The following is a 25,089-nucleotide window of genomic DNA, read 5'->3' on the forward strand; positions in this document are numbered from 1 at the left end:
AAATTGTACGAATCCAGAATAAGGGTTAATGCTCATAAATTACATCCTCCTGTTAGTTTGGCAATTTTAATAGTAGTGCTTTTTCCCCCCGCATATACATAACAACATCACAGTGTTTTTGGGGGGAGAATATTATTGGGTGTAATTTCTGTTATGAATTATAAGGGTGGTGTCGGAAAGACGACGCTATCCGCCAATATTGCAGCTGATCTAGCAAACAGAGGTAAGAAGGTATTACTGATTGATATGGATCCACAGGCTAATCTGACCTTATCATTTATGAACATAGAAGAATGGCAAAGCCTTGATCGGCAGGGCCGGACAATCAAGCACTGGTATGATGATTTTCTGGATAAAGACGGGGAGGCATCACTTGGGGATTTAATAATTACCCCAAATCGCGTTAACGGCCGATTAAAGAAAATCGGCGGAAGAATCGATATGATCTGTTCACACTTGGAATTAATTCATATCGACATGGAACTTTCAAGCCTGCTTGGTGGGAACACAGAGAGAACTATTCGCAGCAATTATCTAAAGGTGTTATCACGTCTTCAGACGAAACTGGATGAAATAAAGGATGAATACGATATAGTAATTATCGATTGTCCGCCGAACTTTAATTTAGTCACACAAAACGCACTAGCAGCAAGTGACGCATATATTGTTCCGGCAAAAGCGGATTATTTATCCACGCTTGGAATCGATACGTTAATGCGCCATGTAAATGCACTAACGGAAAAATATAATCAATATAGTGAGGAAGCTGATTCAACTGTTTCGAAAAAAATTTCACCTCGCGTGTTAGGTGTAGTGTTCACAATGGTTGCTTTTAATAAAGGGAGGCCGATCGCCGTACAAAGAGAATATATAAATCAAGTACAAAAGAGCCATTCATGTTTTCGTAACGTATTACGCGAGGGGAAAACACAATTTGCCACAGCTCCTGAAACAGGTATTCCAGTCATGTTAACCAAGGGGAATAGCCTTCCACAGCAAGTAGTGCGAGACGAAATCAGGCAGATTACAAGTGAATTGTTCGAATTATATGGGGTAGATCATGAGTAAAAAGGAAACGGAAAAAATGCTGCGAATCACAATGGAATTTTTGGAAGGGTTAACGAATAAACAATTTCAGGATTTAGTAGATAAGAAAGCTGTTATTCGTTTTGAAGCAAAGGCTGGTCATACAGTTGATTATGACCAGATCATGGATAAGATTAAGCAGGATTGGAATGTTGAAAAAAACCTGAAAAATTATACGAAAAAAGAACTCGCTTTATTCTGCGGCTGCCATAATATAAGCATTAAACCCAACGATACCAAAAAAGTAATTTATAAAAAGGTAGCATCTCATCTGAACATCAATCATTCTCCAGCCAATGAGATAGCAGAATCAAATTGGAAGCAAATCGAAAATGCCTTACAAAGTTGCAGCACGTTGGATGAGGCCAAGAGTTTTCTAGCTAACCAAAGTATACTACGGTTGAAAAAAGATATCACCGCATTTGCCAAGGTACAAGGAGTCTATGTAAGTCAGAGATACACAAAACAGGAGTTACTGGAGCGGATTGCAGACTCCGTTGTTGGTGCTCGAATAAGAGGAGAGATTATAAGGTCGGGGGATTAGAAGGGACAGGGACGAGAAAGAAACCTGTCCCTTATGTCCCTTTATTGCTCTGGCTGTCGAGTTTGTTGTGCAGCTATAGCATTCTGGACTTGGCTTACGGCAGTTTGAGCTTGGGCAATTTCTGATGCAGCTTGTTTGATTGCTTCCTGCGACATTGTTTGATCAGATGAAGATTTCTCAATTGCTTGTGTCAATAATTCCTTTGTAAGAGAAACATTACCTTTAGCCTGGTTTAGCTGATTTACATCAATTTCTTGTTGTGGCATGAGAACATCTCCTTTTAAGTTAATTACTTTTATAGGTTTGCCAAGATGTTACGATATATGGGTGGTTATTTTTAACAAGTGACCATAATAATATTGTGGTTGATGCAAGTGGGAAAAGTGAGTAACCTTACATTAAAGGACCCTGTAATGTGTGAAGGAAGTGCTTATAAAATGTATAAACCACAGCTACTGACCTGGAATATACGCCAGGGTGGAAAGAGGGAGATAAAAAAAATCGTAGCATCATTAGTTCGTTATGATGCGGATTTGATTGTGTTAACTGAGTTCAGAGAAAATGCTGCAGAACAATTTTTAAGACAGGAAATGCAGGCAAATGGCTGGCACTACACAATTTCCTCTGATCCACGCTTTTGTCACGGTTTCCACTTGAAGATTATTCAACTGCCTATGGTCCTGAACAAGGCAGTCACCGGTGGAAGACGGTTTACTTACCCGGTTTTAACTTATATTTTTTAGGCGTACATGTACCAAATGTAAATGAAACATATGATAAAAGGCTCTTTTGGGAAAAAGTAACTGAGTTTGCTGAAAAAAATCAAGATAGATAATCGCGCTGTCATCATGGGTGATCTTAATACAGTATCGCGAGAAGAAAATGCTAAGGCTCCATTAAAATACAGTAATTATATTCATATTTTGCAGCAGCTTGGCTGGATAGATGCATGGAAAAAACGCCACCTAACTACCACGGATTATACGTGGTATAGTACTAAGCAAAATGGATTTCGATTGGATTACATCTTTCTTTCCAGGAAAATAGTCAACCTGTTGAATAGTAGTAATTTGTCACAACAGGAAAGGCTTAACAATTACTCGGACCATGCATTAGTGGTGGCAGAGCTGCTGGTTTAACTAGGTGGGACAAGGAACCTGTCCCTCATGTCCCGCGTTTTTCGAGTTCTGAGCGGATTTTTATGTGGTCGTTTTTACTGTGCGGATAGAGGAATGTATTGCTCAATGTTAACTTACATACTTTGTAAATACTTACACATGTATCTAATCAGGAATTATCTGTATCTATTAAATAAGTATCAGCCAAGCCATGGGGACAGGGAAGCCCACCCCCATGGCTTGCCAGAATAATAGATTTAAATCGAATTAGTCCGCATCTCGAACAATCGCTAGAATTTCCCCACCAAATTCGTCCACTTTCTTAGGACCCATACCTTCAATCTCCAGCAACTCTTTTATAGTTTTGGGATTTGTCTCAATAATTGCTTCTAATGTTTTGTTGGTAAAAATATAGAATGGCTTTACATTTAGTTGCTTGGAATGGTTCGTGCGGAATGTAGTCAGCATAGTTTTTATATCGCCTTGCTTAACAGTTGAATTTTTAACGTCAGCTATTTTTTTGCTGTTCACGATAATAGCTACTATATCTTCACCAAAGTCTTCAGCCTTTTTCTGACCAATTCCTTCAATTTTTAAAAGTTGTCCCATTGTGCCAGGTTGCTTCTCAACTAGCTCATCCAATGTTTTGTTGGTGAAAATATGATAGGCTTTCATATCCAGCTTTTTTGACCGCTCTAAGCGAAATTCAGTAAGTGTGGTTTTAAGGTCATCCGTTTTTTCATTATTCGTTTGTTTCTTAGGTATTGGAATTACCTCTTCCTGCAAAGCTTGTCCATTGTCTATGGTGTACTTCTCAATGTTGAAGTTTTTTTCCTTACAGTTTTGTAAGAGTGTTTCGGCTATATCATACAGTTTCCCATCGAACATGAATACTTTTGAATCCTTCTCTAATTCACTGGTTAAAAATGACCTGATCTGGTCGTGCCGAATGATGCTGGATTGAATGTTTGAAGGTGCTTTTTTCGAAATATCCAAAATGGTCTTTGGGTTTGCAAATGTAACCGCATGCCTTACTGGACATTTCTTTGCAAGTCCTTTCTCTTTAAGGAACTTTTCAAGAATTGCTACCTGTCTTTCTACTTGATTAATCGGGCTGTACATTCCTTCTTTATTAATCACTCTGTTATTTTTAGTTATAACGCGTTGAAATTCACCTTTATCCGTAACTTTTATATTGCCAAACAGCTTTTTTACTTCTAGTACGAGAATAAATTTATGAGTGATAATAACAAAGTCCATTTGAGCATAGTAATCCTCAAATTCAAGGTAAACATCATGTAATACTATGAAGGGAAGCATTGAATTCTGCAGTTCAAATATGACGCTTTTCTCTCCAGCCTGACCAATAGAAAATAACTTTAAATCATGATCTACTTTCTTTAGATCTATATTTTGATCACTGCTTTCTGATAGCTTTGTTAAATTCTGCATAAAACTAGATTCTTCAACAAGATCCTTATATACAATAGGTTCCTTAATTTCTCTTTTATCTGTTAACACATTATATACACTTTTAAGAAAAGACATGTAATACCCCCACTATTTATTGGTGTCTTGCTTTCAAAATCCTAGTAAACCCGAATAATGTAAGATTTTGTCTGAGTAGGTTTATTATAGCAGATTAGCTTTGTTTCGTATTGACTAAAAAAATATTTTTCCTCCCCATGCCACTTTTCCACCCCAACATTCGATAGTAATAGTGACCACATCTTTCTATCTATAAAATCGAATGCCAGGCAGAAAAGGTGGCATTAGCACATAAAAAAGGGAACTTCTCATTAAAAAGAAGTTCCCACATTACAATTATTACCGATTACCGAACAACACGCCTTACACCAGCAATATACAGTACCCCCAGCATCACGAACAGACCCAGGAAGCCGTTACGAAATCCTATGGTGTCGATCATCAGTCCGAACAATGGAAACAGGAGCATAATACTAAAGCTCTCGACCACGCTAATCATCGAAAAGAAGGTGGCACGGACATTGGATTCCAATCCTCCTTGTATAAAGTTAGAGAATATTGGTTCGTAAAGTGTCACAAGCTGCGAAAGAATCAGGAATGACATGACGATTGCCCAGTCCGGTGACAGAATGAATAACAGGAAAAACACAAGGTATAACAGATACCCATAGTTTGTAATACTGCCAAAGCTCCATTTTGATTCAAGTCTGTATGCTAACTTAGCCATTAAAACACCTAGCAGCCCTTCAACTGTAAAAATAATTCCGATTATCATCGAGCTGTAACCCAAGCGTGTGAAGTATTCCTGACCATAAAAAGTCAGGATAACAATCGACGTTCCAATCATGATAAAAAAGATAATCGGAATATGGGCAGCCTGGTTGGTTCGCCAAATTCGGATGCCTGCCTTTAGCTGACTCAGCCATTGCCGCTTTATACCTGTATGGGAGCTGGAATTCTTTTCCCGTTCGGGTTCGTGCAACATGGCAATAGGAATTAGGGCCAGCAAATGGGTGATAATAATACCTCCATAAACAAGCTCCCAGTTGATTTCAGCCATCCAGCCGCCAGCCAGTTTGGCAAAGCTAAGCGATAGCAATGCGAGCGCCGTCATGTTGCCGAAAACGCGTGTATACTGTTTTTCCTTGTTTTTTTCCTTCAGTGTGTCATAAATAAGTGCTTCCTCGGCACCTGACTGGAATGTCATACTTGTTCCAAGTGTCATGAGAGCCAGGCCGAATAAGGAAAGGGAATCACCGACAAGCATGAACGTCCCATACCCAACACTTAAGATATTACCGATAAACAGGCTCACTTTCCGTCCATATACGTCGGCGATTATACCGGTTGGAATTTCAAGCAGGACGACACTTAAGTGCATCAGTGCCTCGACTATTCCGATCTCGCTCATGCTTAATCCTTTGTCGTTCAAATAAATAACCCATAAAGCCCGGTCAAAAAATAACTGGGCGACAAATATATAAATATAAATAAATCGAATGTTTTTTGTTAAACTTGTTGTTTTCAATGTTAAATCCTCCGTGAACTGACGCAAAAAAAAACCACAGGCAAAATAACTTACCTGTGGCGCGAGCGAAGGATAAACCTTTCCCATCTCAATTAAATACCGATACTATCGAGGCAAGAATTTTTTACGTCAGATAAGTTTTTTGAAATATTAAGCTAAAATTAGACATACGTATCCAATTTCGCTGAAAAATTCCAAAAACAGTTGCCATGAACGCAATAAATCGCTTCACTTCATGTACAACTTTAACTAACGTAAACATTTCATCTGCCTCCTTTTCTAATAAGTTAATTCCATGATAATTCAACTTGGATGAAAAAACAATCCCTGTTGTAGCTATTCCTTATAGCCCAATCAAATGGGACAAGGGACCTGTCCCCACGTCCCGAAAGTACGTGTTCATGTCCACAAAAACAAACATGATTTGTCCACCCCCTGAATAGCAATATAGAAAGAGATTCTATCAGGAGGAGTATCTATGCTGCAATTATTGTTGGAGGTTTTTACGAGTGAGCGTATAGCAGAAGACATTTTATCAAATCCAGTTACCGAGCTTATTTTCGTGATTCTGTTCATTAGCTTTTTCTTAACTGTTTTTGTTCATCTTGGTCTATTTACCAAGCTTAAAAAAATTAGAAATTATATAGAAACAACAGATCAAATGGATATTGAACCACTAAAAACATTTAAAGGAAAGTTTGATAGAATCAGTGCCAAGGAATCGGTGAAACCGGAGACGTTTGTACAAGAGAAATTTTCCGGTTGGCGCGTGTTTAACGTGCCCGTTGTCAATCTCATCAAAATGGTACAGATGACTGTTTCCATTTTTATATTGATTGGGGTGCTGGGAACATTTATCGGTCTGACAATTTCCCTTGGCAGTATCAATGCGACGGGAGCCCAATTGGTTGAGAATATAGCTGCAGTACTATCGGGAATTGATGTGGCATTTTACACGAGTATAGCGGGGATGGGGCTTTCCCTCATCATGACCGTGCTTATTAAAATTTTTAACACGGAATATATGCTTACGGACATCATGTTAAAAGTAGAATCCAATTTAGATGGGGATGAACAGGAAGGGATAAGCCGGCTGATTGAAGTGTCAGAGACCATTAATCATTCCATTCAGCATTTGCAGGAAACGAACCAGGAATCACTAACCGGGATTGAAAATGCATTTTCAGGCTTTCAGGAATATACAAGCGGGCTGCAGCAATCTGCCAAAGATTTGGCCAAGTTTAATGAAGGGCTTTCCAGCAACCTGCAAGAGTTTCAGGAACTGTTCCACCATATGAAAGAGGTGACAGATGGATTTGGTGAATCTACCAAAAAGTTAAATGACAATTTTGATTCACTGTTTTCCTATTTTAAACGAATGGACGGAAAAAATGAGCGGATGGCTAAAGCGTTTGAGAATACTTATGAAAGAGTAAAGGAAGTTTCGACAGCTCAGATGGATACCCTGAATCAATTCGAGGAATCTGTTGTTGAATTAAAATCGTTTACCACTTCGATCATGGAGGGGCAGGAATCCATACAAGCTGCATTTGAAAAAATTACCCAGAAAAATAATGACCTAGCCAATAAAATGGATGCGCATAATAAAGAGTTTAAACAGGTTTTCGGAAGCGACCTTAGCTCTAAATTGGCCGGAATTATCTCCTATATTGGGGAACTGTCAAAGCAATTTGATAAAATGGGCAATTCGATTGTCCAGTTGCCACAAGCCCTTGAAGTGATCAATCAAACACAGGCCGAATACAAGTATCTGTTAACAGATCGTTTTGACGAGTTGAAGGAATTTAACCGAACTTTTAATAGTCATTTAAAAGCACATTCCGAGGAATCGAAGGCATTTGAAAAACAAGTAAATGAAGCAACCCATACGTACGAGAAAATCGGCATGCAGAATAACCAGCTGATTAACGATATAAACAAGACGATATCCCAGATGAACAATGCATTCAACCAACGCGAAAATCAGTTGGAAGTAAGTGTTGACGTTTTAAAAAATACACTCTCCAATTATGTGGCTAATCTGGAGGGAGGACTCGGGGATAAGCTTGATAAAGTAGCACGAAATATCACTGATTCAGTGGAAATGACGAATGAAGCGATCAAGAAGGAGTTCCAGGAGATACGGCGTTTGTCTGAAGAGATCGGTCAAAGCAATTCCCGTAGTGCCCAACAAACACTTCAGGACCTTGGCCGGGAGATACAGGGGTTAAATCGGCAGTTGAATTCCGTTGGTCAGCAACCAGGAACGAACGGTATAGGGTTGAGACAAAATGACTACTAAATACCAGAGACTGTTTAAAAAGGAACAGGATGACGGACATTTTTGGCCATCGTTTACCGATCTGTTGACAATTATCCTATTATGTTTCATCTTAATTTTCATTACGATGATGATTATTAAATCCCTGCAAATTGAAGAAATGAAAAAGACCATCGATCAAATAATGGGAGTACGAGCCAAGCTTGTTAATGAGCTGCAGACGGAATTCAAGGATTCAACTCTGGAAATTGAAGTGGATGAGAAGACAGGTGCGATCATCTTTGATACAGAAATATTATTTGCATATGATAAGGCTGAGTTGAAGCCTGCGTCCTTTCAGTTTTTGGATGAATTCGTCCCTAAGTACTTGGACATTTTGCTGCAGAACGGCTATGAAGAATATATTGCGGAAATTATTATTGAAGGTCACACCGATCGCGATGGCAGTTATTTATATAATCTTGAGCTCGCACAGGAAAGGGCCTACAGTGTTGCAGCTTACATTCTTAGCGACGACTTTCCATATAAAAATATTCAAGACCATTTGCAGGAAAAATTAACAGTGAACAGCAAGTCTTATACCGATTTCCGGACAAATGACTCAGGTGATTACAGTGCAGCTGATTCCAGAAGAGTGGAATTTAAATTCAGGTTGAAGGACGAAGAGATTCTTGAGAGGACGCGAGAGATCTTGGAAGAGTAAAGGAAGTAGCAATACTAATTGCTTAATTCTATAAAAATTCACCGTTCTTAGAGAAAAGTATCAATTAACCGAATATTCTTCCCACCATAGGAGAAATCTGCCAATATAAAAACTTAATGTGAATCCAAAATATTCAACTAAACAAGGGTAACTATAGTGGTATAATGAATACATGCAATAATCGTTTTTCTTAAGGGGGGTCGGCGCATTTCCGTCGTTGTAGTGGCCTGCGATACGCTATAACGAAAGGAGGTGTTGCCTATGTCTGTTTTTGAAACATTGGTTGTAATGATTGCATTTGCAACACTTGTTGTGATGATTATTAACCAGAAAAAATAGACCTCCCTTAGATTACCAGTCAGTGTGAGGTCTATTCCTTACTAGCGCTGCCCCCTCTTGAAGGGGAAGCAATTTATTGCTGACCGAAGATATGTCTGTATCTTCGGTCTTTACTATTGTATGTCTTTCTATGTATATTATAACACTAAAAGCTGATATGCAAACAAAAACAGGGACATTCCCCTTTTTTCGCCTGGCTGTTACCATTTAATAACACCAATATTACAGTTTGATGAAAAGAGTATTTGCGGGAATTATGGACAGGAAGAATCCATACATTGTAGGGATGTATTTGAAAATAACAGGAGTATGTGAAAATACAGAACAGAGCCTTGGAATGTACCATAGTGTAAATGTGAACGTTCGGCTAGCAGCTATGGAGGTGTTTTTAATGGCTTATTTTATAGGAATATTAATTGCATCGTTGTTCTATTTTAATTATTTAAGAAAACCACCGAAAAACAGCTACATCCCCCCATTCAAGGTAAGGTATGAAAATATTGGTGTGGACCCAAACGAAAACCGGGAACCGACTGAGCCAAACTTCACTACTCGATATATCAATGTACTCGAGGCTGATGGAGGGCGGATTATTAACCTTAGCAGACAGGTGAAGGAGAATGCTGTGGAAGTGTTCGAATGTGAAGATCAAGATAGTGCGGATGTCACAATTGACTTGTTATTAACAACATTCTCAGGATCAGTAGCAGACCACGATGCACGCCCTTTATACATTAACATTACGAATGAAGATGAATTAATAAATATAACAATTAGCAACGAGAGGGACGACAATGCAATAGAAGTTGTTAAATGTATGGATGAAAGGGAGTGCAAGGGTCTTATCCGAAAAGTGAAATCACATTATGAAAAATATAGACCGGTGCTTGTGTTTATGCGAGGGATGGTATAATTTTTGGAGCTAAATGGATGTGGCGAAATTGTAAGTGTAATGAGGGGGGCCCCCTCATATTAAGTTTCCCTGTCGCCGGTGAAGGAATCAATGTTTCAAAAGGAACCTAAAAGCCAGATTATTTGTTGGCAGATAAGAAAGCATAAATCCTTTCTTACTGCATTAGTGCAACTAAGGCTTTCGCCATTAAGGGCGATAAGACAAGTTTTCTAAGCGGACACAGGAGCCACTATTTTGCTAAAAATAACACTTTTTGTATTAAAGCGGCCACAGTGGACCTTATTTTACATATATCAGGATAAGACAAGGGTGTTTCTGGCAAATAAGGGCTTTGGTGTCCGCTAAAGTATTTTTGTGGATTCTTTTGTTTAAGTACTACTTGTCCCTAACTATCGTCTTTTCTTAAAAACAGTGACAAGAATTGTAGAAATATGTATACTATGAAATGTAGCGAATAATTTAATAGATTTAGAGGTACAGGTGATTTCAATTAGAAATCTTAATAGGGAAGCTGGTGAGAGTCCAGCGCGATCCCGTCACTGTATTTGCGAGCTAGCTGTTAATGTCCACTGTGCATTTATATGTATGGGAAGGTACAGTAAGTGATGACCATAAGCCAGGAGACCTGCCTGTTACCATCTGTGCACCAAACCTACGGGGAATAGGAAGGTGTAAATGGGACAAGTTTGCTTTTGGCTGCCCTTTTACATATCCATCTTCATTTCTCGTGAAGATGTTTTTTTTATGTTCGCAGTTAAGAAAGTATAAATCCTTTCTTACTGCATAAGTGCAACTAAGGCTTTCGCCATTAATGCTTGGCGATAAGCCGAGTTTTCTAAAAAATACTAAATAAGAGGAGTGGGACAGGGGGGACAGGATTATCGTCCCGCGTATCAAACTGGGACAAGGTACCTGTCCCCCTGTCCCGCCGAGGAGGAAATAACGTGAAAAAGATTCTTTCATTTTTACTTTTGATAGTGCTTACAGCGGGGCTTTTAATTGGTTGTGCTTCTGGAGGGACAGATACTGAGAGTCAAGATCAAAGCACAAATGAAAATACGGACCAAACAGAAGAGTCAGGGGAAACAGCGGATTCCACATTTCCATTAACTGTTACGGATGCACTTGATAATGAGTTGACGATCGATGAAAAACCGGAGCGAATTGTTTCTGTTATTCCAAGTAATACAGAAATTGCCTTTGCACTTGGATTAGGGGATAAAATAGTAGGTGTTTCAGACCATGATAATTATCCCGAAGAGGTAAAGGAAATAGAAAAAATTGGTGGTATGGAATTGAACATAGAGGTCATTATTAGTCTTAAACCTGACCTCGTCCTTGCGCATGCGTCCAGTGCACAAAGTTCTCAGGAAGGACTGCAGCAGCTTCGTGATTCTGGTATTAATGTGTTTGTCGTTAATAATGCACAGGATATTGAAGGCACTTATACATCTATTAAGCAGATTGGTAAGGTCACGGGTACAGAGGAAAAAGCATCGGAAGTTGTCGGTGGTATGGAAGAGGACTTCGCTTTACTTAGAGAAAAGACCGCAGCAATCAGTGAGGATGAACGAAAGTCCGTCTTTTTTGAAGTTGCACCGGCTCCAGATCTTTACACGGCAGGAAAAAACACATTTTTTGATGCACTTTTAGAAATTGTTAATGCAGATAATGCCGCTGGAAAACTGGATGGCTGGGTTCCAATTGATCCAGAGGCTATTTTGGAAATGAATCCTGATGTTATTATAACGACTTATGGAGGTTATGTTGAGAATCCAGTAAAGCAGGTAACTAGTCGTGATGGCTGGGGGGATATGAATGCTGTTGCAAACGAACAAGTATATGATGTTAATTCCGATATTGTAAGTCGTCCAGGGCCTCGGTTAGCTGAGGGTGCAAAGGAGATTGCTAAGGTTGTCTACCCGGAATTATTTGAAGAGTAAGTATTTATTCGCCTATGTACTAGCATTGGCATTCTTAATTATATCCATGCTGACTGCTGTATCGGTTGGCAGTGTTTCTATTCCTATTTCAGATACAGTGAGGATTATTGGTGCTCAAATTTTTCGCCTACCTATTGCTGATCAAGTTGATCAGATGTATAAAAATATTGTTTTCGAAATTCGTTTACCCAGAGTGTTTCTAGCTGGTCTAGTTGGGGCGTCTCTTGCAATTGCAGGGGCGGCCTTTCAAGGCTTGCTGCGAAATCCACTGGCTGATCCGTATATATTAGGTGTCTCCTCTGGTGCTTCAGTTGGGGCAGTTGCAACACTGTTTTTTAAAATTTCCATTCCTTTTCTTGGACTTTATACATTACCGGTTATGAGTATTACGACAGCCTTAATGACCATTTTTCTTGTATTGTTTTTTGCACGACGCGTTGACCGGACGATGCGGGTTGAGACGATTATTTTAACAGGAATTATTTTCAGTTCCTTTTTGGGCTCATTAATCTCCTTAATCATTGCGTTTACGGGTGAACAGTTACAACAAATTATGGGCTGGCTGCTTGGAAGTGTATCCATGAGAGGCTGGAGCTATATAGGTATTATTATCCCGTTTTTCATTCTCGGTGCCCTATTACTTCTTATTAATAGTAAGGAATTAAATGCCATGTCATTTGGGGAAGAACGAGCACAGCATTTAGGTGTCGACGTGCAGAAACGGAAAATGGTGGTCCTTATTGCCGGATCAATATTAACAGGCGCAGCCGTGGCGGTTTCTGGTGCGATTGGTTTTGTTGGCTTAGTGATTCCCCATTTAACAAGGCGGCTATGGGGACCTGATCATATTCATCTTTTACCACTTTCAATTTTAACAGGCGCTGGCTTTTTAATGCTGACAGACCTTGTATCACGGACAATCATATCTCCGACAATCCTGCCAATAGGAGTGATTACAGCTTTGATAGGCGCACCAGTGTTTGCATTTATTCTAATGGGACAACGCAAAGGAACGAGAGGCGGTATGTAATGTTAGACTTGGAAAATGTCTCAGGAGGCTACGACGGAAAGCCTGTTATTAAAAATATTGGTTTCTCCGTTTCCAAAGGTGAATTTTTTGGGATATTAGGACCAAATGGAAGCGGGAAAACAACCCTCTTGAAACTAATCAGTGGATTAATTCCATGTACTTCTGGATCGATTCAGGTGGATAACCAGAATCTGGTTAATTTTTCACAGAAAGAACTTGCTCGGAAAATGGCGGTTTTATCCCAGCTGACTACACACGCTTTTCCATACACTGTGAAGGAAACGGTAGCACTTGGAAGGTATGCACATCATCAGGGATTATTTCAGACTTGGTCACCTGAGGATGAAAAAGTGCTTCAAATGGTAATGGAACAGACAAATATAGTTGGCTTCCAGCATAAATCTTTACAGGAGCTGTCAGGTGGTGAGCAGCAGCGTGTATTTCTTGCCCAAGCTTTAGCCCAGCAACCGGACATATTGCTGTTGGATGAACCAACGAATCATCTTGATTTAGCCTATCAAAAGGATTTGCTTGATTTGTTGAAAAAAGGTGCGAAACAGCAAGGACTGACTGTCGTTTCAATTTTTCATGACTTGAACCTTGCAAGCCTATATTGTGATCGCCTGTTATTAATGCATGACGGACAAACGAAGGCATTACATATGCCGGATGGTGTGTTAACAGAGTCCATGGTTAACGAGGTATATCAAACCGAGGTGAAAAAACATCCGCATCCAGCAATCGCTAAACCGCAAATGCACTTAATTCCAGCTGAAGATGAAGTATTACCGGATAAAACAATAATTGATTCATCTTTGTTGAGCGTGAAACAGGAACACATTACTATCCGTGCACCACTACCATTAAGAACCCTATCATCAGGCGTGTGTGGAGCTGGCATTGGCTGGAACAGTTACTTTATTAATCGTCATGTCCCAAGTGATTATGATTGTTCCGATCATAAAGCGGAAATGAACGAATATCTTACACATTATGGGTTTGACCTCTCACAAACTGTTGGCATGATGACGGCGGTTCAGTTGAAGGATGTTGCATATGGTTTTTGGGAAAAAGAAACATTTTCGCTCTTGACCGTCGTAACAGCGGGGGTTGGCAATGCAACAGATAGTACAAGAGCCTCTGAACGGAGTCACCCGATAAAACAGGGAACAATTAACATTTGGTTATTTGTGAACGGTAGACTAACAGAAGAAGCTTTTATTCAGGCGACGATGACTGCAACAGAAGCAAAATCCCAAGTTTTACGTGAGCTGGAAATAAAAGATAGCAGGACAAATACGATTGCAACAGGAACCTCGACAGACAGCATGCTGATTGCAGCTACCCAACAAGGGGAAGATTTGCCATATGCAGGAACAGCAACGGAGCTTGGTCAGCTCATCGGAAAAAGTGTTTATACAGAAACAAGGAAGGCAATCCAGTATTATCAAGCGAGGTAGAGTATGATCATTCATCATTTACTCAGTATTTCACTAGCCTTAATGATCGACCGAATCATTGGTGATCCGCCCTCTTTACCACATCCAGTACGATGGGTAGGATCCCTCATTTCCCGGCTGGAGCGTTATTTGAATAATGGGAACACCCGTAAGGCTACAGGGGCTTTTTTGTTAATTGTAATTGGAGTGACTGTATTTTCAATGACATTCCTCATTATATCGGGAGCGTACCATCTTCATTTCTTGGCCGGCATCACAGCCGAAGCAGTAATCATTGCAACGACGATCGCCCAAAACGATTTGAAAAAAGCTGCTAAGAAAGTCTATCAGCCTTTAAAAAAAGAAGATATACGAACAGCCAGATGCCAGGTTGCCATGATTGTTGGAAGAGACACAAAACATTTGAATGAAAGTGAGATTACTAGAGCAACGGTGGAAACGGTCGCAGAAAATGTCAGTGATGGCATTACCGCCCCATTATTCTTTGCATTAATCGGCGGGGCGCCTTTTGCGATGACTTATCGTGCTGTTAATACGTGTGATTCGATGGTTGGGTATAAGAATGAACGATACAGTCAATTCGGGTGGGCATCTGCCCGTTTTGATGATGTACTAAACTGGCTGCCGAGTCGTATTACCAGCTTTTGCATGATCTTAGGGAATAGGATACCTCTTAAGAAGAAAATGCAGGTATTCGATGAACTGAAGCAGGAGGCAGTTAAACACCCAAGTCCAAACAGCGGTTGGGGAGAAGCAGCTATGGCTCTTTTGCTAGAGGTTCAGCTTGGGGGTATTAACTATTACCAAGGCATTAAATCAGAGCGCGCTTTCATGGGACGGGCGATAAAAGACTTGCAAAAAGAACATATTTTAGATGCTGTTTCAATTATGGATCGTTCGGTGGGAATCTTTTTCATACTATTATGGATAGGGGGAGGATGTTATGCAGTTGCCGGCACATGGCTCTAATCCAGCACATCTGTACAAAGCTTTGGGGATGGATCAGCCAGAGAAGACTGTGGATTTCAGTGTCAATATTAATCCGTTAGGCTCACCTGATGTAATTAAAAATAGTTGGCAGAATTGGTTTGAGGGTATTTATGATTATCCTGATCCATCATTCACAACGCTTAAACAAACGATTGCTTTGAAGGAAGGGATAGCAGCGTCTTATCTGTTGCCTGGAAATGGAGCATCTGAACTCATTACGTTAATTGCCCGCCACCTTCAGGGGAAGAAGGTATTAATCATCCACCCTGCTTTTTCCGAATATGAGTCTGCATGCCGTATCGAAAATTGTACAATTTCTCACTTTCTTCTTGATCCACCTGAATGGAAATTTGAAGGTGAGTTGCTGCAACAGAAGCTACGTGCGGCCGATGCTGTGTTTTTCTGCCATCCCAATAATCCGACAGGCGTCCAATACGATCGTACAACAATTGACTGGCTGATTGATACATGTGAACAAACGAAAACTTTATTAATCATTGATGAGGCGTTTTATGATTTTTCTTCCAGTCCAATAAGCTCTATTAAAAAAGCCGGCAAAAACCAATTCTTGCTAGTATTACGTTCATTGACAAAAATGTATGGTATTGCAGGACTGCGTTTAGGGTTTCTTGCTGGGCATCAGGAACTTCTTTTCGAAATAAGTAAAAGTCAGCCGCATTGGAGTGTTAATGCGATCGCTTTAAAAGCTGGCAATGAGTGTTTGAAGGCAGTCGACCACCCAAAACAAACCTGTTCATATATCGACCAAGAGCGAAACCGGTTATTTTCCTTTTTCCAGGAAATAGGCTTTGTACACAGTCCCTCAGCAATTAATTTTTACTTAATCAGAGATCCATCGCTGGATTCACAGCAGGAATTGTTTATGTTTCTAGTAAAAAAAGGGCTTGTATTGAGGCATACCTATAATTTTCCAGGACTCAAAGGGAAGTGGCTCCGTGCTGCCGTTAAAAAGGAAGAAGAGAACCAATTACTGATGGAGGCGCTAATTCAATGGAAAAGGGGAAGCTGATTTTTGTGTCAGGTGGGGTACGAAGTGGGAAAAGCTCCTTTGCTGAGGAAATGGCAATAGAATGGGGAGAGCAGCATGCCTTAAAATTGAATTATATAGCATGCGGTGTACCTTCTGACAGGGAAATGTATGATCGAATATCCCGTCATCAGCAGAATCGTTCAAGCGCACCCCTACCCTGGAAAACATGGGAGTACCCTTATGAGCTGTACCGTATTTCCAGCCAGTTTTCGAAACAGGATATACTTGTACTGGACTGCGTGACAACACTAGTAAACAATTATTTATTTGAAAAAAATATGGTTGATCCAAATGAAGTCATAAAATGTATTTTACGGGATATATTCAGTCTTCAGGAAGCTGCAGCTGGTTTGATTGTTGTTTCCAATGAAGTTAACCAAGAGATACCGTCCCAAACAACATTAACAGGGAAGTATCAATCTATACTTGGAAACGTTCATCAGAATATAGTCAGTCAAGCGGGGGGTGCCTATTTGGTGGAAAACGGCATACCGATTCAAAAGAAAGGAGCAGTCGGATGAAAGGCTTGATGATTCAAGGTACAGCTTCCAATGTGGGTAAAAGCATTCTTACTGCCGGACTCTGCCGGTTATTTGCAAAGAAAGGATATACTATTACGCCCTTTAAAGCACAGAACATGTCCGATCAATCAGTTCTCACAACAGACGGAAAAGAAATGAGTATTGCACAAGCTCAGCAGGCAGAAGCAGCTTATCTTGATCCATCCGTCTTGATGAACCCAATTCTATTGAAGCCCCGTGAACATGGTCAGACAGAAGTATTCGTTCTTGGAGAAAAAGTGGACAGCATTCCTGGCTGGGATTACAGAAGAAGCTATTATGACCTGGCAAGGCAAACAACGCAAGAGGCATTAAACCAACATGATCAACATTCCGATTTTATTTTTATCGAAGGAGCAGGCAGTCCTGTGGAAATGAATCTAAAAGACCGCGATCTTACCAATATGGGAGTAGCGAGAATGGCCGATGTCCCTGTTATGCTTGTTACGGATATTGATAGGGGAGGCGCGTTTGCGAGTGTTGTCGGAACACTGGAATTACTGACACAGGAAGAAAGGAACCGGGTAAAGGGGCTGATCGTTAATAAATTCCATGGGGATGTTTCCTCTTTTACCTCGGGAAGGGAGTGGCTGGAGGCGTATACCGGAATCCCCGTGCTCGGTGTTATTCCGCATATTGACCACAATCTTGCTGAAGAGGATAGCCTGAAGGGTTTAAATAACAGCAAAATAAATTCAACCCCTTCTAAATCAGCAGGTGAAAAGCCTGATTATGACAAGCTGGCCGAACACTTGGAGAGCCATATGAATTGGGAAAAGCTATTGGAAGTTATTTTAGGAGAAACCTATGCTAATTAGGCTAATGGGAGTCATGATAGGTGTTTGCATCAACCTTCAATTTTTCACAAGTATTCCGGTTAGAAAACAGCTCCCGATGAATCGTTTCTATCTTTCCTATGCATTAAGGACATTCCCGGTACTTGGGTTAGTACAAGGTGCCATCTATGCGTCCGTTTTATATGTGCTTCAGTCGTATACACCTTTTTCTGATCTGATAATTGCGTTTTGCCTATGGCTGTTATTGATTATTTTATCCGGCGGTATACATTTGGATGGTCTTATCGATACAAGTGATGCCTATTTTTCCTACACAGTTGTTGAAGAAAGACTGGAAATAATGAAAGACCCCCGAGTCGGTGCGTTCGGTGTCCTGGTGCTTATCGTCTTTCTTATCGGACGACTGGTTATTTTGTATGAGCTGGTGAGACTGGCGGGTGAAGCGATTTATGTCTTGGTTATCTTCGTACCGTTTCTTGGTAAAATGCTTATGGGTACGTATCTCCAACTTATGCCAACAGCTAGAAATAATGGAATGGCTCACTTATTCCAACAAGGTGCAAGCAGATTTTTCGGCTTTGTGTATGGTTTCTATTTGTTAGTAATTGGTACAGGAGTATACTTTTTAAACGTTGATTTACTCGTATTTTACCTAACGCTTACTATTACAATGGCAGTTGCTGGCTATACCCTTGCTGGAAAAGTGAAGAAGAACTTTGGTGGCATTACAGGGGATACGTTAGGGGCAAGTTCAGAAGGGGTGGAATTCGTATTATGGATAACGCTGTGGTTGTTACACTCTTTCGCCATGGTGTAACAAGGGAAAATTTAGAGAAAAGATACGTTGGATGGAGTAACCCACCGATTACTGAAGAAGCACAAAGCAAACTTGCAGCACTACGAAATGAGATGGCTGGATATAATTTATGTATTTCGAGTGATTTGCTGCGGTGTAAACAAACAGCTGATATCTTGCATCACAACTCGTATCCCATGGAAAGTAAAGCATTTCGTGAAATGAATTTTGGACAATGGGAAATGAAAACCTATGCGATGCTTCGTCATGATAAACAATACCGCGAATGGCTGGACGATCCTTATGAAAGCAAGCCACCACAGGGAGAAGGACTCGCTGAAATGAATCATCGGGTAATGCACGGCTGGGACACACTGAAAGAACTGATTGAGAAAGAAAACTGCAGACAAACATTGCTTGTGACACATGGTGGTGTGATCCGTTTCTTATTAACAAAGCTGACCAAGGAGAAGAAAACCTTTTGGGAGTGGAAAATTCCTCATGGTTCCGGGATCAAACTTTGCTGGAACGAATGTGATTGGAAGGAGAATAAGCCATGCACTTCATTACAGGTGGTGCCTGCAATGGAAAACGCAACTGGGTGAAGAGACATTACACGTTGGACCGCTTCCTGTGGATTTCAGCATATGATGATGATGGAATGCTGGAAGGATATGAAACTACGGAACTACCTTCTACAGTAATTTTGGAGGGTGTGGAAAAGTGGATTCACAAACAACTAGATACTTCAACATCGGCAGACATAATACTTAAAAATTTCATACAGGACATAGAACCATGGCTGCAATGGGAAAAAGCAGATAGGCAGCGAAGAATTGTTATTATAGGCACCGATATATCCAAAGGTATTGTACCAATAGATAAACGTGACCGGTTATGGAGAGACATAACGGGATGGGCCTATCAGGAACTAGTGAGGCAGGCAGATCGGGTGGATGTTATCTGGTATGGAATCGAACAAACGATTAAAAATGAAAGGGAGCGTTAAGCATGCGACTTTATACAAAATCAGGGGATAAAGGAAAAACAAGTGTCATTGGAGGAAGAGTGGAAAAAGATGATATCCGTGTTGAAGCATATGGAACTATTGATGAAGTAAATTCATTTGTTGGAAAGGCTATTTCAGAATTGGATAAAGATAACTTTAAAGATATTGTGGCTGACCTTGAGAAAATCCAACATGAATTATTTGACTGCGGATCTGAACTATCCAATATTTCAAATAAGAGAGAACATAAGTTAACAGAAGATCCAATTACATATCTCGAAAAAAAAATAGATGAATTTATTGATGAAGCACCTGAATTGGAACGGTTTATACTGCCAGGCGGCTCGGATGCTGCAGCCTCCATTCATATCGCCAGGACAGTAACCAGAAGAGCGGAACGATTGATAGTATCTCTAATGAAAAAAGAGGAAGAGGTAAGCCCGATTCCAATGAAATACGTTAACCGTCTATCTGATTACTTCTTTGCGGTCGCACGGGTAATCAATGCTCGTTTGAATGTTCCTGACGTAGAATATGAGCGAAGTGCCAAAGTTTTCCGTGGCAGTAATAAAAAGAAATAAACTAAAAAGGAGTTAATCGTTTATGCTGGGCCCTGTTATTTTACCATTAACGGCTGACCAGGAACTTATCATTACCTCTGATAATAGTGGTTCAATCGGCGAAAAACATGAAGATAAAGTAAGTACACCAAATAAAGTCGTGGGCTACTATGCGTGCCGTGTTGCCATCATGGAATGCCTTGCAGTTCGAGGTGATGTGAGAGCAATCGTCATGCAGAACTTTACAAGTGACGAAGCCTGGCAAGATTACAAAAGTGGTGTGGAACAGGTGTTGGAAGAATTAAGGATGGATACAATTCCAGTTACGGGAAGCACTGAAAGTAACTTCGCCAGTCTGCAGTCAGGCCTTGGCTTAACGATTATTGGAACAAGAAGAAAAGAGAAGGATCAGCAGAAATGGAGAGGAAATGAAAGCTATGCAGTTATTGGAACACCATTACTGGGCGAGGAAGTCATCAATCAACAAGAGGAAATTGCACCACTTTGGTTATTTCGGCAACTCTGTCAACTGGATGAAGTAAAAGCGATATCAACGGTTGGATCCAAGGGAATTGCTTCTGCATGGAAAGAATGGACAAAAAGCGAAGACAAGCTAGATTGTGAGATTGATCTGGAAAAATCGTCAGGGCCATCCACCAGTTTTCTGATAGCCTTTAATAAAAGTGATACTGACAAAATCGAAAAAATTGCAGGCAGCCACTTTCATATACTTGTGCCAAGCTAGGGATCCAAGGAGATGGGACAAGGAACCTGTCCCTATTGTCTCCTTAGAGGACGCAAGAGATTCTAGCGGAATAGGTGGGGATAAGGGACCCATCTTTCGACTGTTGAGCGGACACTACCTTAACTCAAGGGGGTGGGTTTGATAAAGTTTATCTTTTGCCCGCACCAACAGAATGAAGGTTGCGAAGAAAGATTAACTTAACTTAGCTTTTTTTAAGTGGATATTGGATTTTCCAAAAACTAAGAGACCAGAATTTTCAAAAGGCTTGTACAATTGCTGAAGATAACCAAGTTATCATTTTAAAGTCATCAATGGAAGGGCACTATAAGTTACCCTCGCTTTTTCTTTGCTAATTCATCACGGTCAAGTGCTCGTGGTGGCTCTTCCAACCACCCGTATTTAATCATCAATTTAGCCCCGTCATCCGCAAATTTTAAGTTTTCCGCTACAAGTCTGCTGTACATGACTCCAAGATCTCTTCTAGGGCTCACAGACATACTAGCTCCATAATAACCAACACTGATTGCCGTTAAGGCTGTAGTATAGAACAGCATCTTTCTATCAGAAAACGTGTATGTGATTGAATCCGTAACCTCTGTATCCAATGTCGTAGGACTAGGAATATCAGATTCGCTTAAATAAGATCCAAATATCTCACAATGTTTTTGTGCTATTTCTTTCCCTCTTAGAATAAAGTCGGTTACATCCTTCTTATTTGCAACCTGACTATACCCAATCATAGTGGCTGATCCTAGTGCATTTCTTTGGAAATTGGCATAAAGATTCGTAATTTCAGTACCAGTTAATGGTCTTTTCTCTCCAAGGTATCCGGCAAGAAAGCTTTTCTTCCCCACAAAATCGAAGTTGTCAGGGGTTGGAAGAAGTGGTGGCTTCATAAATAACCCTTTTTTTAACAATAGATCATTGGTCTTCTTAAGAATATCATCTGATTCACGTAGACATTCACTAAAAAAAGTATAAATATCTTCTCTCACAGCAAGTGGTAATGCTACACTATATGCATTCAGCCCTAATTTACCTAAATTGTTAGTAGAGAATAAAGAATAAATATCAGTAAATAACCTAGGAGCCGTAACGTCCACATCTTCATCTAACTTAAATCCATGTGGAATAGGATAGTTTTCATTATTTAGTATTTTTGTTATTGTTTCGATATGTGATTTTGATATATCCAAAGCATACTGAATTAATGCCTTTATTTCCATATCTTCAGCTTTATTTACTTCGTGTTGTAAATGACAAATGACGCCACTATCATTCATATACGTGTTCCACAAATTGGTTATTTCAGCAGAAGTTAACTTCATTTTTTCATCACCTCTTCATTTATTTTTCGTCCAATAAAGTTACTAGTTAATAATTTACCCGTAATCATGGGAAATATGAACAACAGTGTTTTTCCTTATTTTTCATTTTAAAAAACAATTCTAAAATGTTGTATTTATACAGACGGGTGGAATAGTAAAATAAAGCAGACTGACGTTAAAGTCGGTCTTTTCTTTTGTTTTTTAGTTCAGAAATATCCACTAATTGGAATATTATGTTAAAATTAAATGCAGAGAAATTGAACTAACGAACAGAGGGAGTGAAGGGACAGATGGGTTAGTACTAGTCGCAAGTGGAAGCAAGAGCTGGAATTATACGTCATGACAAAATATAGGAGGTTATGAGTTTGCTAGAAGAATACGGGTTAAAGCAAATAAAGCTTGATCTTCCGTTTCGGCTAAACCACGTGAATTGTTTTATTGCGGAAGGGGAGGAAGGCTGGAAGGTTATTGATGCTGGACTTCATAATAAGGAAACGGTAGATAGATGGGACAAGGAATTAGCAGGAAACAAGGTTACCGATATTTTAGTTACCCATTATCATCCTGATCATTTCGGTTATGTCGGAGCTATGCAGGAAAAAACGGGTGCACGTGTTTCAATGACAAAAATTGACGCTGATGCGGGAATCAATGCCTGGCAGGAGAGCTTTATACATAAACTTGCAGCAAATTACTCGCTGGCCGGTGTTCCTGAAGAGATTGCCAATTCCATGACAACCAATACAAATGAATTTGTTTCCCGTGTTACACCTTACCCTAATGTGGACCACTACTTTCAGGAAGGTGAGATAATCCCAATTGGCAAGTATGAATATGAAGTAATCTTTACCCCAGGGCATTCGAACGGCTTGATTACTTTCTATAATCAAGAGAAGAATATACTGCTTTCAACCGATCACATCTTACCAAAAATAACACCGAATATTTCGTATTGGTTTCATGGTGATCCCAATCCATTGGCAACCTATCTAACATCTTTAGAGAAGATAAAAAAGCTTGATGCTGATTTTGTAGTTCCTTCCCATGGTCAGCCATTTTACGGGGCGAATGATCGAATCGATGAAATAAAAACCCACCATGACCACAGGCTTGAACAAACATTAGAATCGATTAGTGGCGGAAGTACAGTGTACGGTGCGTGTCAGAGATTATTTCCCAAAAAACTGACCACTCATGAGATGAGGTTTGCTATTGGTGAAACACTTTCCCATCTGGAATATTTACGATATAAGGGAGAATGTAGACGGGAAATTAAGGGTGGGATGTATTGGTATGAGGTTGGGGGTTAGAGCTTCTAAGCGGACACACTAAATCAAGGTGAAACAGGGCTGTTTCTGCCTGCTCTGGTGTCCGCCCATTTCTCCTGTGGCTTTGGCCAACCTAAAAATCACCAAGCTTCTATTAACCGCCAGCTGAAAAGGATTTAAAAGTGTCAATTTCTTTCTTCAAGGTAGTTCGCATTTTTTCGCCGCATGTTTCAGAGCAGACTGCGAATACGCCGTCCCCTCCATTTTTCTTGGCTTCAGAATCTGCTGTAGTAACGATCATCGGAACACTTGTCCCTCGTGAATTTAAATAAACTTGGACAATTTCCCCTTCCTGATCCGAGTAGTCAATTCCATCAGCGAACTTGACATTGAGAGCATGTAATGGTTGATCATCAGCAATTTTCTCCATACACCATGCACATCTGAACATTGTCAAAACCCCTCTCTATAAATACATTTAATTTAAGTTTAAGGTGTCTTTTAGTATTTTTCAATCAGAAAACATGAGCAACAGAACTGTACTAAACTTCCAACCCTGCAATCCCAAATCCACCAGGGCCTGCATGAGTTGAAATCATAGCGCCGGCTTGCATCCACTTTATATTTTTAAAACCATATTCCTTTGCGATTTCTTCTACCCGCAGCTTAATACTTTCATCAAGTCCAATCGAATATTGAAAATAAAGCTGTTCCCGATCAATGTCGAATTGATTTAAATAATCATGCAAAAGCTTTTCGGCAACGCCACTCATTTTTCCGCGATACTTTTTGGTAGAAACCAGTTTTCCATCGATTAATTCAATCCGTGGCTTTAATTTTAACAATGCCCCTCCGAGGTAGGCGACATTGCTTACGCGGCCACCTGCTCTTAGAAACTCCAAGCTTCCGGGTACGAATGCCAGTCTTGATTTCGGGATGATAGCTTCTATTTTTTCTACTAGACGATCAGGTTTAATCGCAGGTTCATTCTCCAGCAAGGTAGCAGCATGCATCACAATAGCCGCTAATCCACCTGTAACGTTTAACGCATCAATTAGAAAGAGATCCTCAAAGTCCTCAGAGGCTATCACTGCACTTTGAAAAGAAGCGGATGCCTTTGACGTATATCCAATGTGAATAATGATACAATCAGGATAATCCACCTTTATCTTCGTGAAAAAGTCATGATATTCATGAGCGTTTGTGGCAGTTGTAGAGGGTATTTTTTTCGTGCGATCATAATAGTCATAAATATCTTGTACGGGTAACGAACCATCTAAGTAATCCTTCCCATCCATGATGACATGCATCGGCACCACCTGAACAGCATGCTTCTCCGCCAAATCCTCTGGTAAATCTGCTCCACTTTCTGTTGATAAGATAATTCTTCTCATAGTACATCCCCTTTCGTGTAAAAAAGCTACTCCTGTACGTCCTACATTACGTGTGACTAATTATACAGTAAAGGGGGGAGTTATTCATTCAATAGGATAGTAGTATTTCTTAATTTCATCACACTTTTACCCTGTCATAAACGATAGTAATAGTAACC

Annotated in this window: 28 protein-coding genes and 1 riboswitch; of the genes, 21 read left to right on the forward strand and 7 right to left on the reverse strand. The window is 40.1% G+C overall.

Going from position 1 to position 25,089, the window contains the following annotated elements; all coding sequences use genetic code 11:
- The first annotated feature begins 135 nt into the window (after positions 1-135).
- A complete protein-coding gene (locus tag ACTWQM_RS06645; RefSeq protein ID WP_443257394.1) occupies positions 136-1,068 on the forward strand; it encodes a ParA family protein in 933 nt (310 codons plus the stop codon).
- Positions 1,061-1,630, forward strand: a complete 570-nt coding sequence (locus tag ACTWQM_RS06650) for a hypothetical protein (protein WP_443257395.1) — start codon at positions 1,061-1,063, stop codon at positions 1,628-1,630. Before ACTWQM_RS06645 ends, ACTWQM_RS06650 begins: the two co-directional genes overlap by 8 nt.
- Positions 1,631-1,671: 41 nt before the next feature.
- On the opposite strand, the gene ACTWQM_RS06655 is transcribed toward ACTWQM_RS06650, so the two are convergent.
- Entirely contained in the window at positions 1,672-1,896 is a 225-nt protein-coding gene (locus tag ACTWQM_RS06655; RefSeq protein ID WP_443257396.1) for a hypothetical protein, read from the reverse strand.
- A 102-nt stretch (positions 1,897-1,998) separates the two neighbouring features.
- Here ACTWQM_RS06655 and ACTWQM_RS06660 point away from each other — a divergent pair, with 102 nt between their 5' ends.
- Both ACTWQM_RS06660 and ACTWQM_RS06665 read left to right on the forward strand, forming a co-directional pair.
- On the forward strand, positions 1,999-2,373 hold the full coding sequence (locus tag ACTWQM_RS06660; protein ID WP_443257397.1) for an endonuclease/exonuclease/phosphatase family protein: 375 nt from the start codon (positions 1,999-2,001) through the stop codon (positions 2,371-2,373).
- Positions 2,374-2,439: 66 nt separating this feature from the next.
- A complete protein-coding gene (locus ACTWQM_RS06665) occupies positions 2,440-2,769 on the forward strand; it encodes an endonuclease/exonuclease/phosphatase family protein (RefSeq protein WP_443257398.1) in 330 nt (109 codons plus the stop codon).
- Positions 2,770-3,015: 246 nt separating this feature from the next.
- Here ACTWQM_RS06665 and ACTWQM_RS06670 read toward each other — a convergent pair whose 3' ends face one another.
- From ACTWQM_RS06670 to ACTWQM_RS06680, 3 genes are all read right to left on the reverse strand, one after another.
- A complete protein-coding gene (locus ACTWQM_RS06670) occupies positions 3,016-4,296 on the reverse strand; it encodes an HRDC domain-containing protein (protein WP_443257399.1) in 1,281 nt (426 codons plus the stop codon).
- A 286-nt stretch (positions 4,297-4,582) separates the two neighbouring features.
- Positions 4,583-5,764, reverse strand: a complete 1,182-nt coding sequence (locus ACTWQM_RS06675) for an MFS transporter (RefSeq protein WP_443257400.1) — start codon at positions 5,762-5,764, stop codon at positions 4,583-4,585.
- 124 nt (positions 5,765-5,888) lie between these two features.
- Positions 5,889-6,026 carry a hypothetical protein gene (locus ACTWQM_RS06680; protein ID WP_443257401.1) on the reverse strand — a complete coding sequence of 46 codons (138 nt, stop codon included), beginning with the start codon at positions 6,024-6,026 and terminating at the stop codon, positions 5,889-5,891.
- A gap of 216 nt (positions 6,027-6,242) precedes the next feature.
- On the opposite strand from ACTWQM_RS06680, the gene ACTWQM_RS06685 reads away from it, so the two are divergent.
- The 16 genes from ACTWQM_RS06685 (at position 6,243) to ACTWQM_RS06760 (ending at position 20,941) form a co-directional block, all read left to right on the forward strand.
- Entirely contained in the window at positions 6,243-8,066 is a 1,824-nt protein-coding gene (locus ACTWQM_RS06685; protein WP_443257402.1) for a MotA/TolQ/ExbB proton channel family protein, read from the forward strand.
- Positions 8,056-8,748 carry an OmpA family protein gene (locus tag ACTWQM_RS06690; RefSeq protein ID WP_443257403.1) on the forward strand — a complete coding sequence of 231 codons (693 nt, stop codon included), beginning with the start codon at positions 8,056-8,058 and terminating at the stop codon, positions 8,746-8,748. Before ACTWQM_RS06685 ends, ACTWQM_RS06690 begins: the two co-directional genes overlap by 11 nt.
- 261 nt (positions 8,749-9,009) lie before the next feature.
- Positions 9,010-9,087 (forward strand): putative holin-like toxin, encoded by a 78-nt coding sequence (locus ACTWQM_RS06695; protein WP_443257483.1) that lies wholly within the window; start codon positions 9,010-9,012, stop codon positions 9,085-9,087.
- Between the two features lie 232 nt (positions 9,088-9,319).
- Positions 9,320-10,000 carry a hypothetical protein gene (locus ACTWQM_RS06700; protein WP_443257404.1) on the forward strand — a complete coding sequence of 227 codons (681 nt, stop codon included), beginning with the start codon at positions 9,320-9,322 and terminating at the stop codon, positions 9,998-10,000.
- Between the two features lie 461 nt (positions 10,001-10,461).
- A riboswitch (cobalamin riboswitch) is annotated at positions 10,462-10,647 on the forward strand.
- Between the two features lie 297 nt (positions 10,648-10,944).
- Positions 10,945-11,943: an ABC transporter substrate-binding protein gene (locus ACTWQM_RS06705; protein WP_443257405.1), complete on the forward strand. Its 999-nt coding sequence runs from the start codon at positions 10,945-10,947 to the stop codon at positions 11,941-11,943.
- Positions 11,906-12,973, forward strand: a complete 1,068-nt coding sequence (locus tag ACTWQM_RS06710; protein ID WP_443257406.1) for a FecCD family ABC transporter permease — start codon at positions 11,906-11,908, stop codon at positions 12,971-12,973. The genes ACTWQM_RS06705 and ACTWQM_RS06710 overlap by 38 nt, the downstream gene beginning before the upstream one ends.
- Positions 12,973-14,433, forward strand: coding sequence for an adenosylcobinamide amidohydrolase (locus ACTWQM_RS06715; RefSeq protein WP_443257407.1), 1,461 nt, complete (start codon positions 12,973-12,975; stop codon positions 14,431-14,433). The genes ACTWQM_RS06710 and ACTWQM_RS06715 overlap by 1 nt, the downstream gene beginning before the upstream one ends.
- A 3-nt stretch (positions 14,434-14,436) precedes the next feature.
- The gene (gene cbiB / locus ACTWQM_RS06720; protein WP_443257408.1) at positions 14,437-15,402 is read left to right on the forward strand and encodes an adenosylcobinamide-phosphate synthase CbiB; all 966 of its coding nucleotides are present in this window, start codon (positions 14,437-14,439) and stop codon (positions 15,400-15,402) included.
- The gene (cobD, locus tag ACTWQM_RS06725) at positions 15,377-16,453 is read left to right on the forward strand and encodes a threonine-phosphate decarboxylase CobD (protein ID WP_443257409.1); all 1,077 of its coding nucleotides are present in this window, start codon (positions 15,377-15,379) and stop codon (positions 16,451-16,453) included. The genes cbiB and cobD overlap by 26 nt, the downstream gene beginning before the upstream one ends.
- Positions 16,435-16,995: a bifunctional adenosylcobinamide kinase/adenosylcobinamide-phosphate guanylyltransferase gene (locus ACTWQM_RS06730; RefSeq protein WP_443257410.1), complete on the forward strand. Its 561-nt coding sequence runs from the start codon at positions 16,435-16,437 to the stop codon at positions 16,993-16,995. The genes cobD and ACTWQM_RS06730 overlap by 19 nt, the downstream gene beginning before the upstream one ends.
- Complete coding sequence (locus ACTWQM_RS06735) at positions 16,992-17,852, forward strand: cobyric acid synthase (RefSeq protein WP_443257411.1); 861 nt, start codon at positions 16,992-16,994, stop codon at positions 17,850-17,852. Before ACTWQM_RS06730 ends, ACTWQM_RS06735 begins: the two co-directional genes overlap by 4 nt.
- The gene (cobS, locus tag ACTWQM_RS06740; protein WP_443257412.1) at positions 17,842-18,648 is read left to right on the forward strand and encodes an adenosylcobinamide-GDP ribazoletransferase; all 807 of its coding nucleotides are present in this window, start codon (positions 17,842-17,844) and stop codon (positions 18,646-18,648) included. The genes ACTWQM_RS06735 and cobS overlap by 11 nt, the downstream gene beginning before the upstream one ends.
- Complete coding sequence (locus ACTWQM_RS06745; RefSeq protein WP_443257413.1) at positions 18,606-19,232, forward strand: histidine phosphatase family protein; 627 nt, start codon at positions 18,606-18,608, stop codon at positions 19,230-19,232. The genes cobS and ACTWQM_RS06745 overlap by 43 nt, the downstream gene beginning before the upstream one ends.
- The gene (locus ACTWQM_RS06750) at positions 19,229-19,636 is read left to right on the forward strand and encodes a bifunctional adenosylcobinamide kinase/adenosylcobinamide-phosphate guanylyltransferase (RefSeq protein ID WP_443257414.1); all 408 of its coding nucleotides are present in this window, start codon (positions 19,229-19,231) and stop codon (positions 19,634-19,636) included. The genes ACTWQM_RS06745 and ACTWQM_RS06750 overlap by 4 nt, the downstream gene beginning before the upstream one ends.
- A gap of 2 nt (positions 19,637-19,638) precedes the next feature.
- Entirely contained in the window at positions 19,639-20,217 is a 579-nt protein-coding gene (locus ACTWQM_RS06755) for a cob(I)yrinic acid a,c-diamide adenosyltransferase (protein ID WP_443257415.1), read from the forward strand.
- A 22-nt stretch (positions 20,218-20,239) separates the two neighbouring features.
- Positions 20,240-20,941, forward strand: coding sequence for a hypothetical protein (locus ACTWQM_RS06760; RefSeq protein ID WP_443257416.1), 702 nt, complete (start codon positions 20,240-20,242; stop codon positions 20,939-20,941).
- Between the two features lie 329 nt (positions 20,942-21,270).
- Here ACTWQM_RS06760 and ACTWQM_RS06765 read toward each other — a convergent pair whose 3' ends face one another.
- Entirely contained in the window at positions 21,271-22,269 is a 999-nt protein-coding gene (locus ACTWQM_RS06765) for a DUF3231 family protein (RefSeq protein WP_443257417.1), read from the reverse strand.
- Between the two features lie 359 nt (positions 22,270-22,628).
- Here ACTWQM_RS06765 and ACTWQM_RS06770 point away from each other — a divergent pair, with 359 nt between their 5' ends.
- Positions 22,629-23,579: an MBL fold metallo-hydrolase gene (locus ACTWQM_RS06770; RefSeq protein WP_443257418.1), complete on the forward strand. Its 951-nt coding sequence runs from the start codon at positions 22,629-22,631 to the stop codon at positions 23,577-23,579.
- 112 nt (positions 23,580-23,691) lie between these two features.
- Here ACTWQM_RS06770 and ACTWQM_RS06775 read toward each other — a convergent pair whose 3' ends face one another.
- Together ACTWQM_RS06775 and ACTWQM_RS06780 are read right to left on the reverse strand one after the other, a co-directional pair.
- Positions 23,692-23,988: a hypothetical protein gene (locus ACTWQM_RS06775; RefSeq protein WP_443257419.1), complete on the reverse strand. Its 297-nt coding sequence runs from the start codon at positions 23,986-23,988 to the stop codon at positions 23,692-23,694.
- A gap of 91 nt (positions 23,989-24,079) precedes the next feature.
- Positions 24,080-24,931 carry a DegV family protein gene (locus ACTWQM_RS06780; RefSeq protein WP_443257420.1) on the reverse strand — a complete coding sequence of 284 codons (852 nt, stop codon included), beginning with the start codon at positions 24,929-24,931 and terminating at the stop codon, positions 24,080-24,082.
- Positions 24,932-25,089 lie beyond the last annotated feature (158 nt).

Source organism: Virgibacillus sp. L01 (genome assembly GCF_052246775.1).
Classification (GTDB): Bacteria; Bacillota; Bacilli; order Bacillales; family Amphibacillaceae; genus Lentibacillus.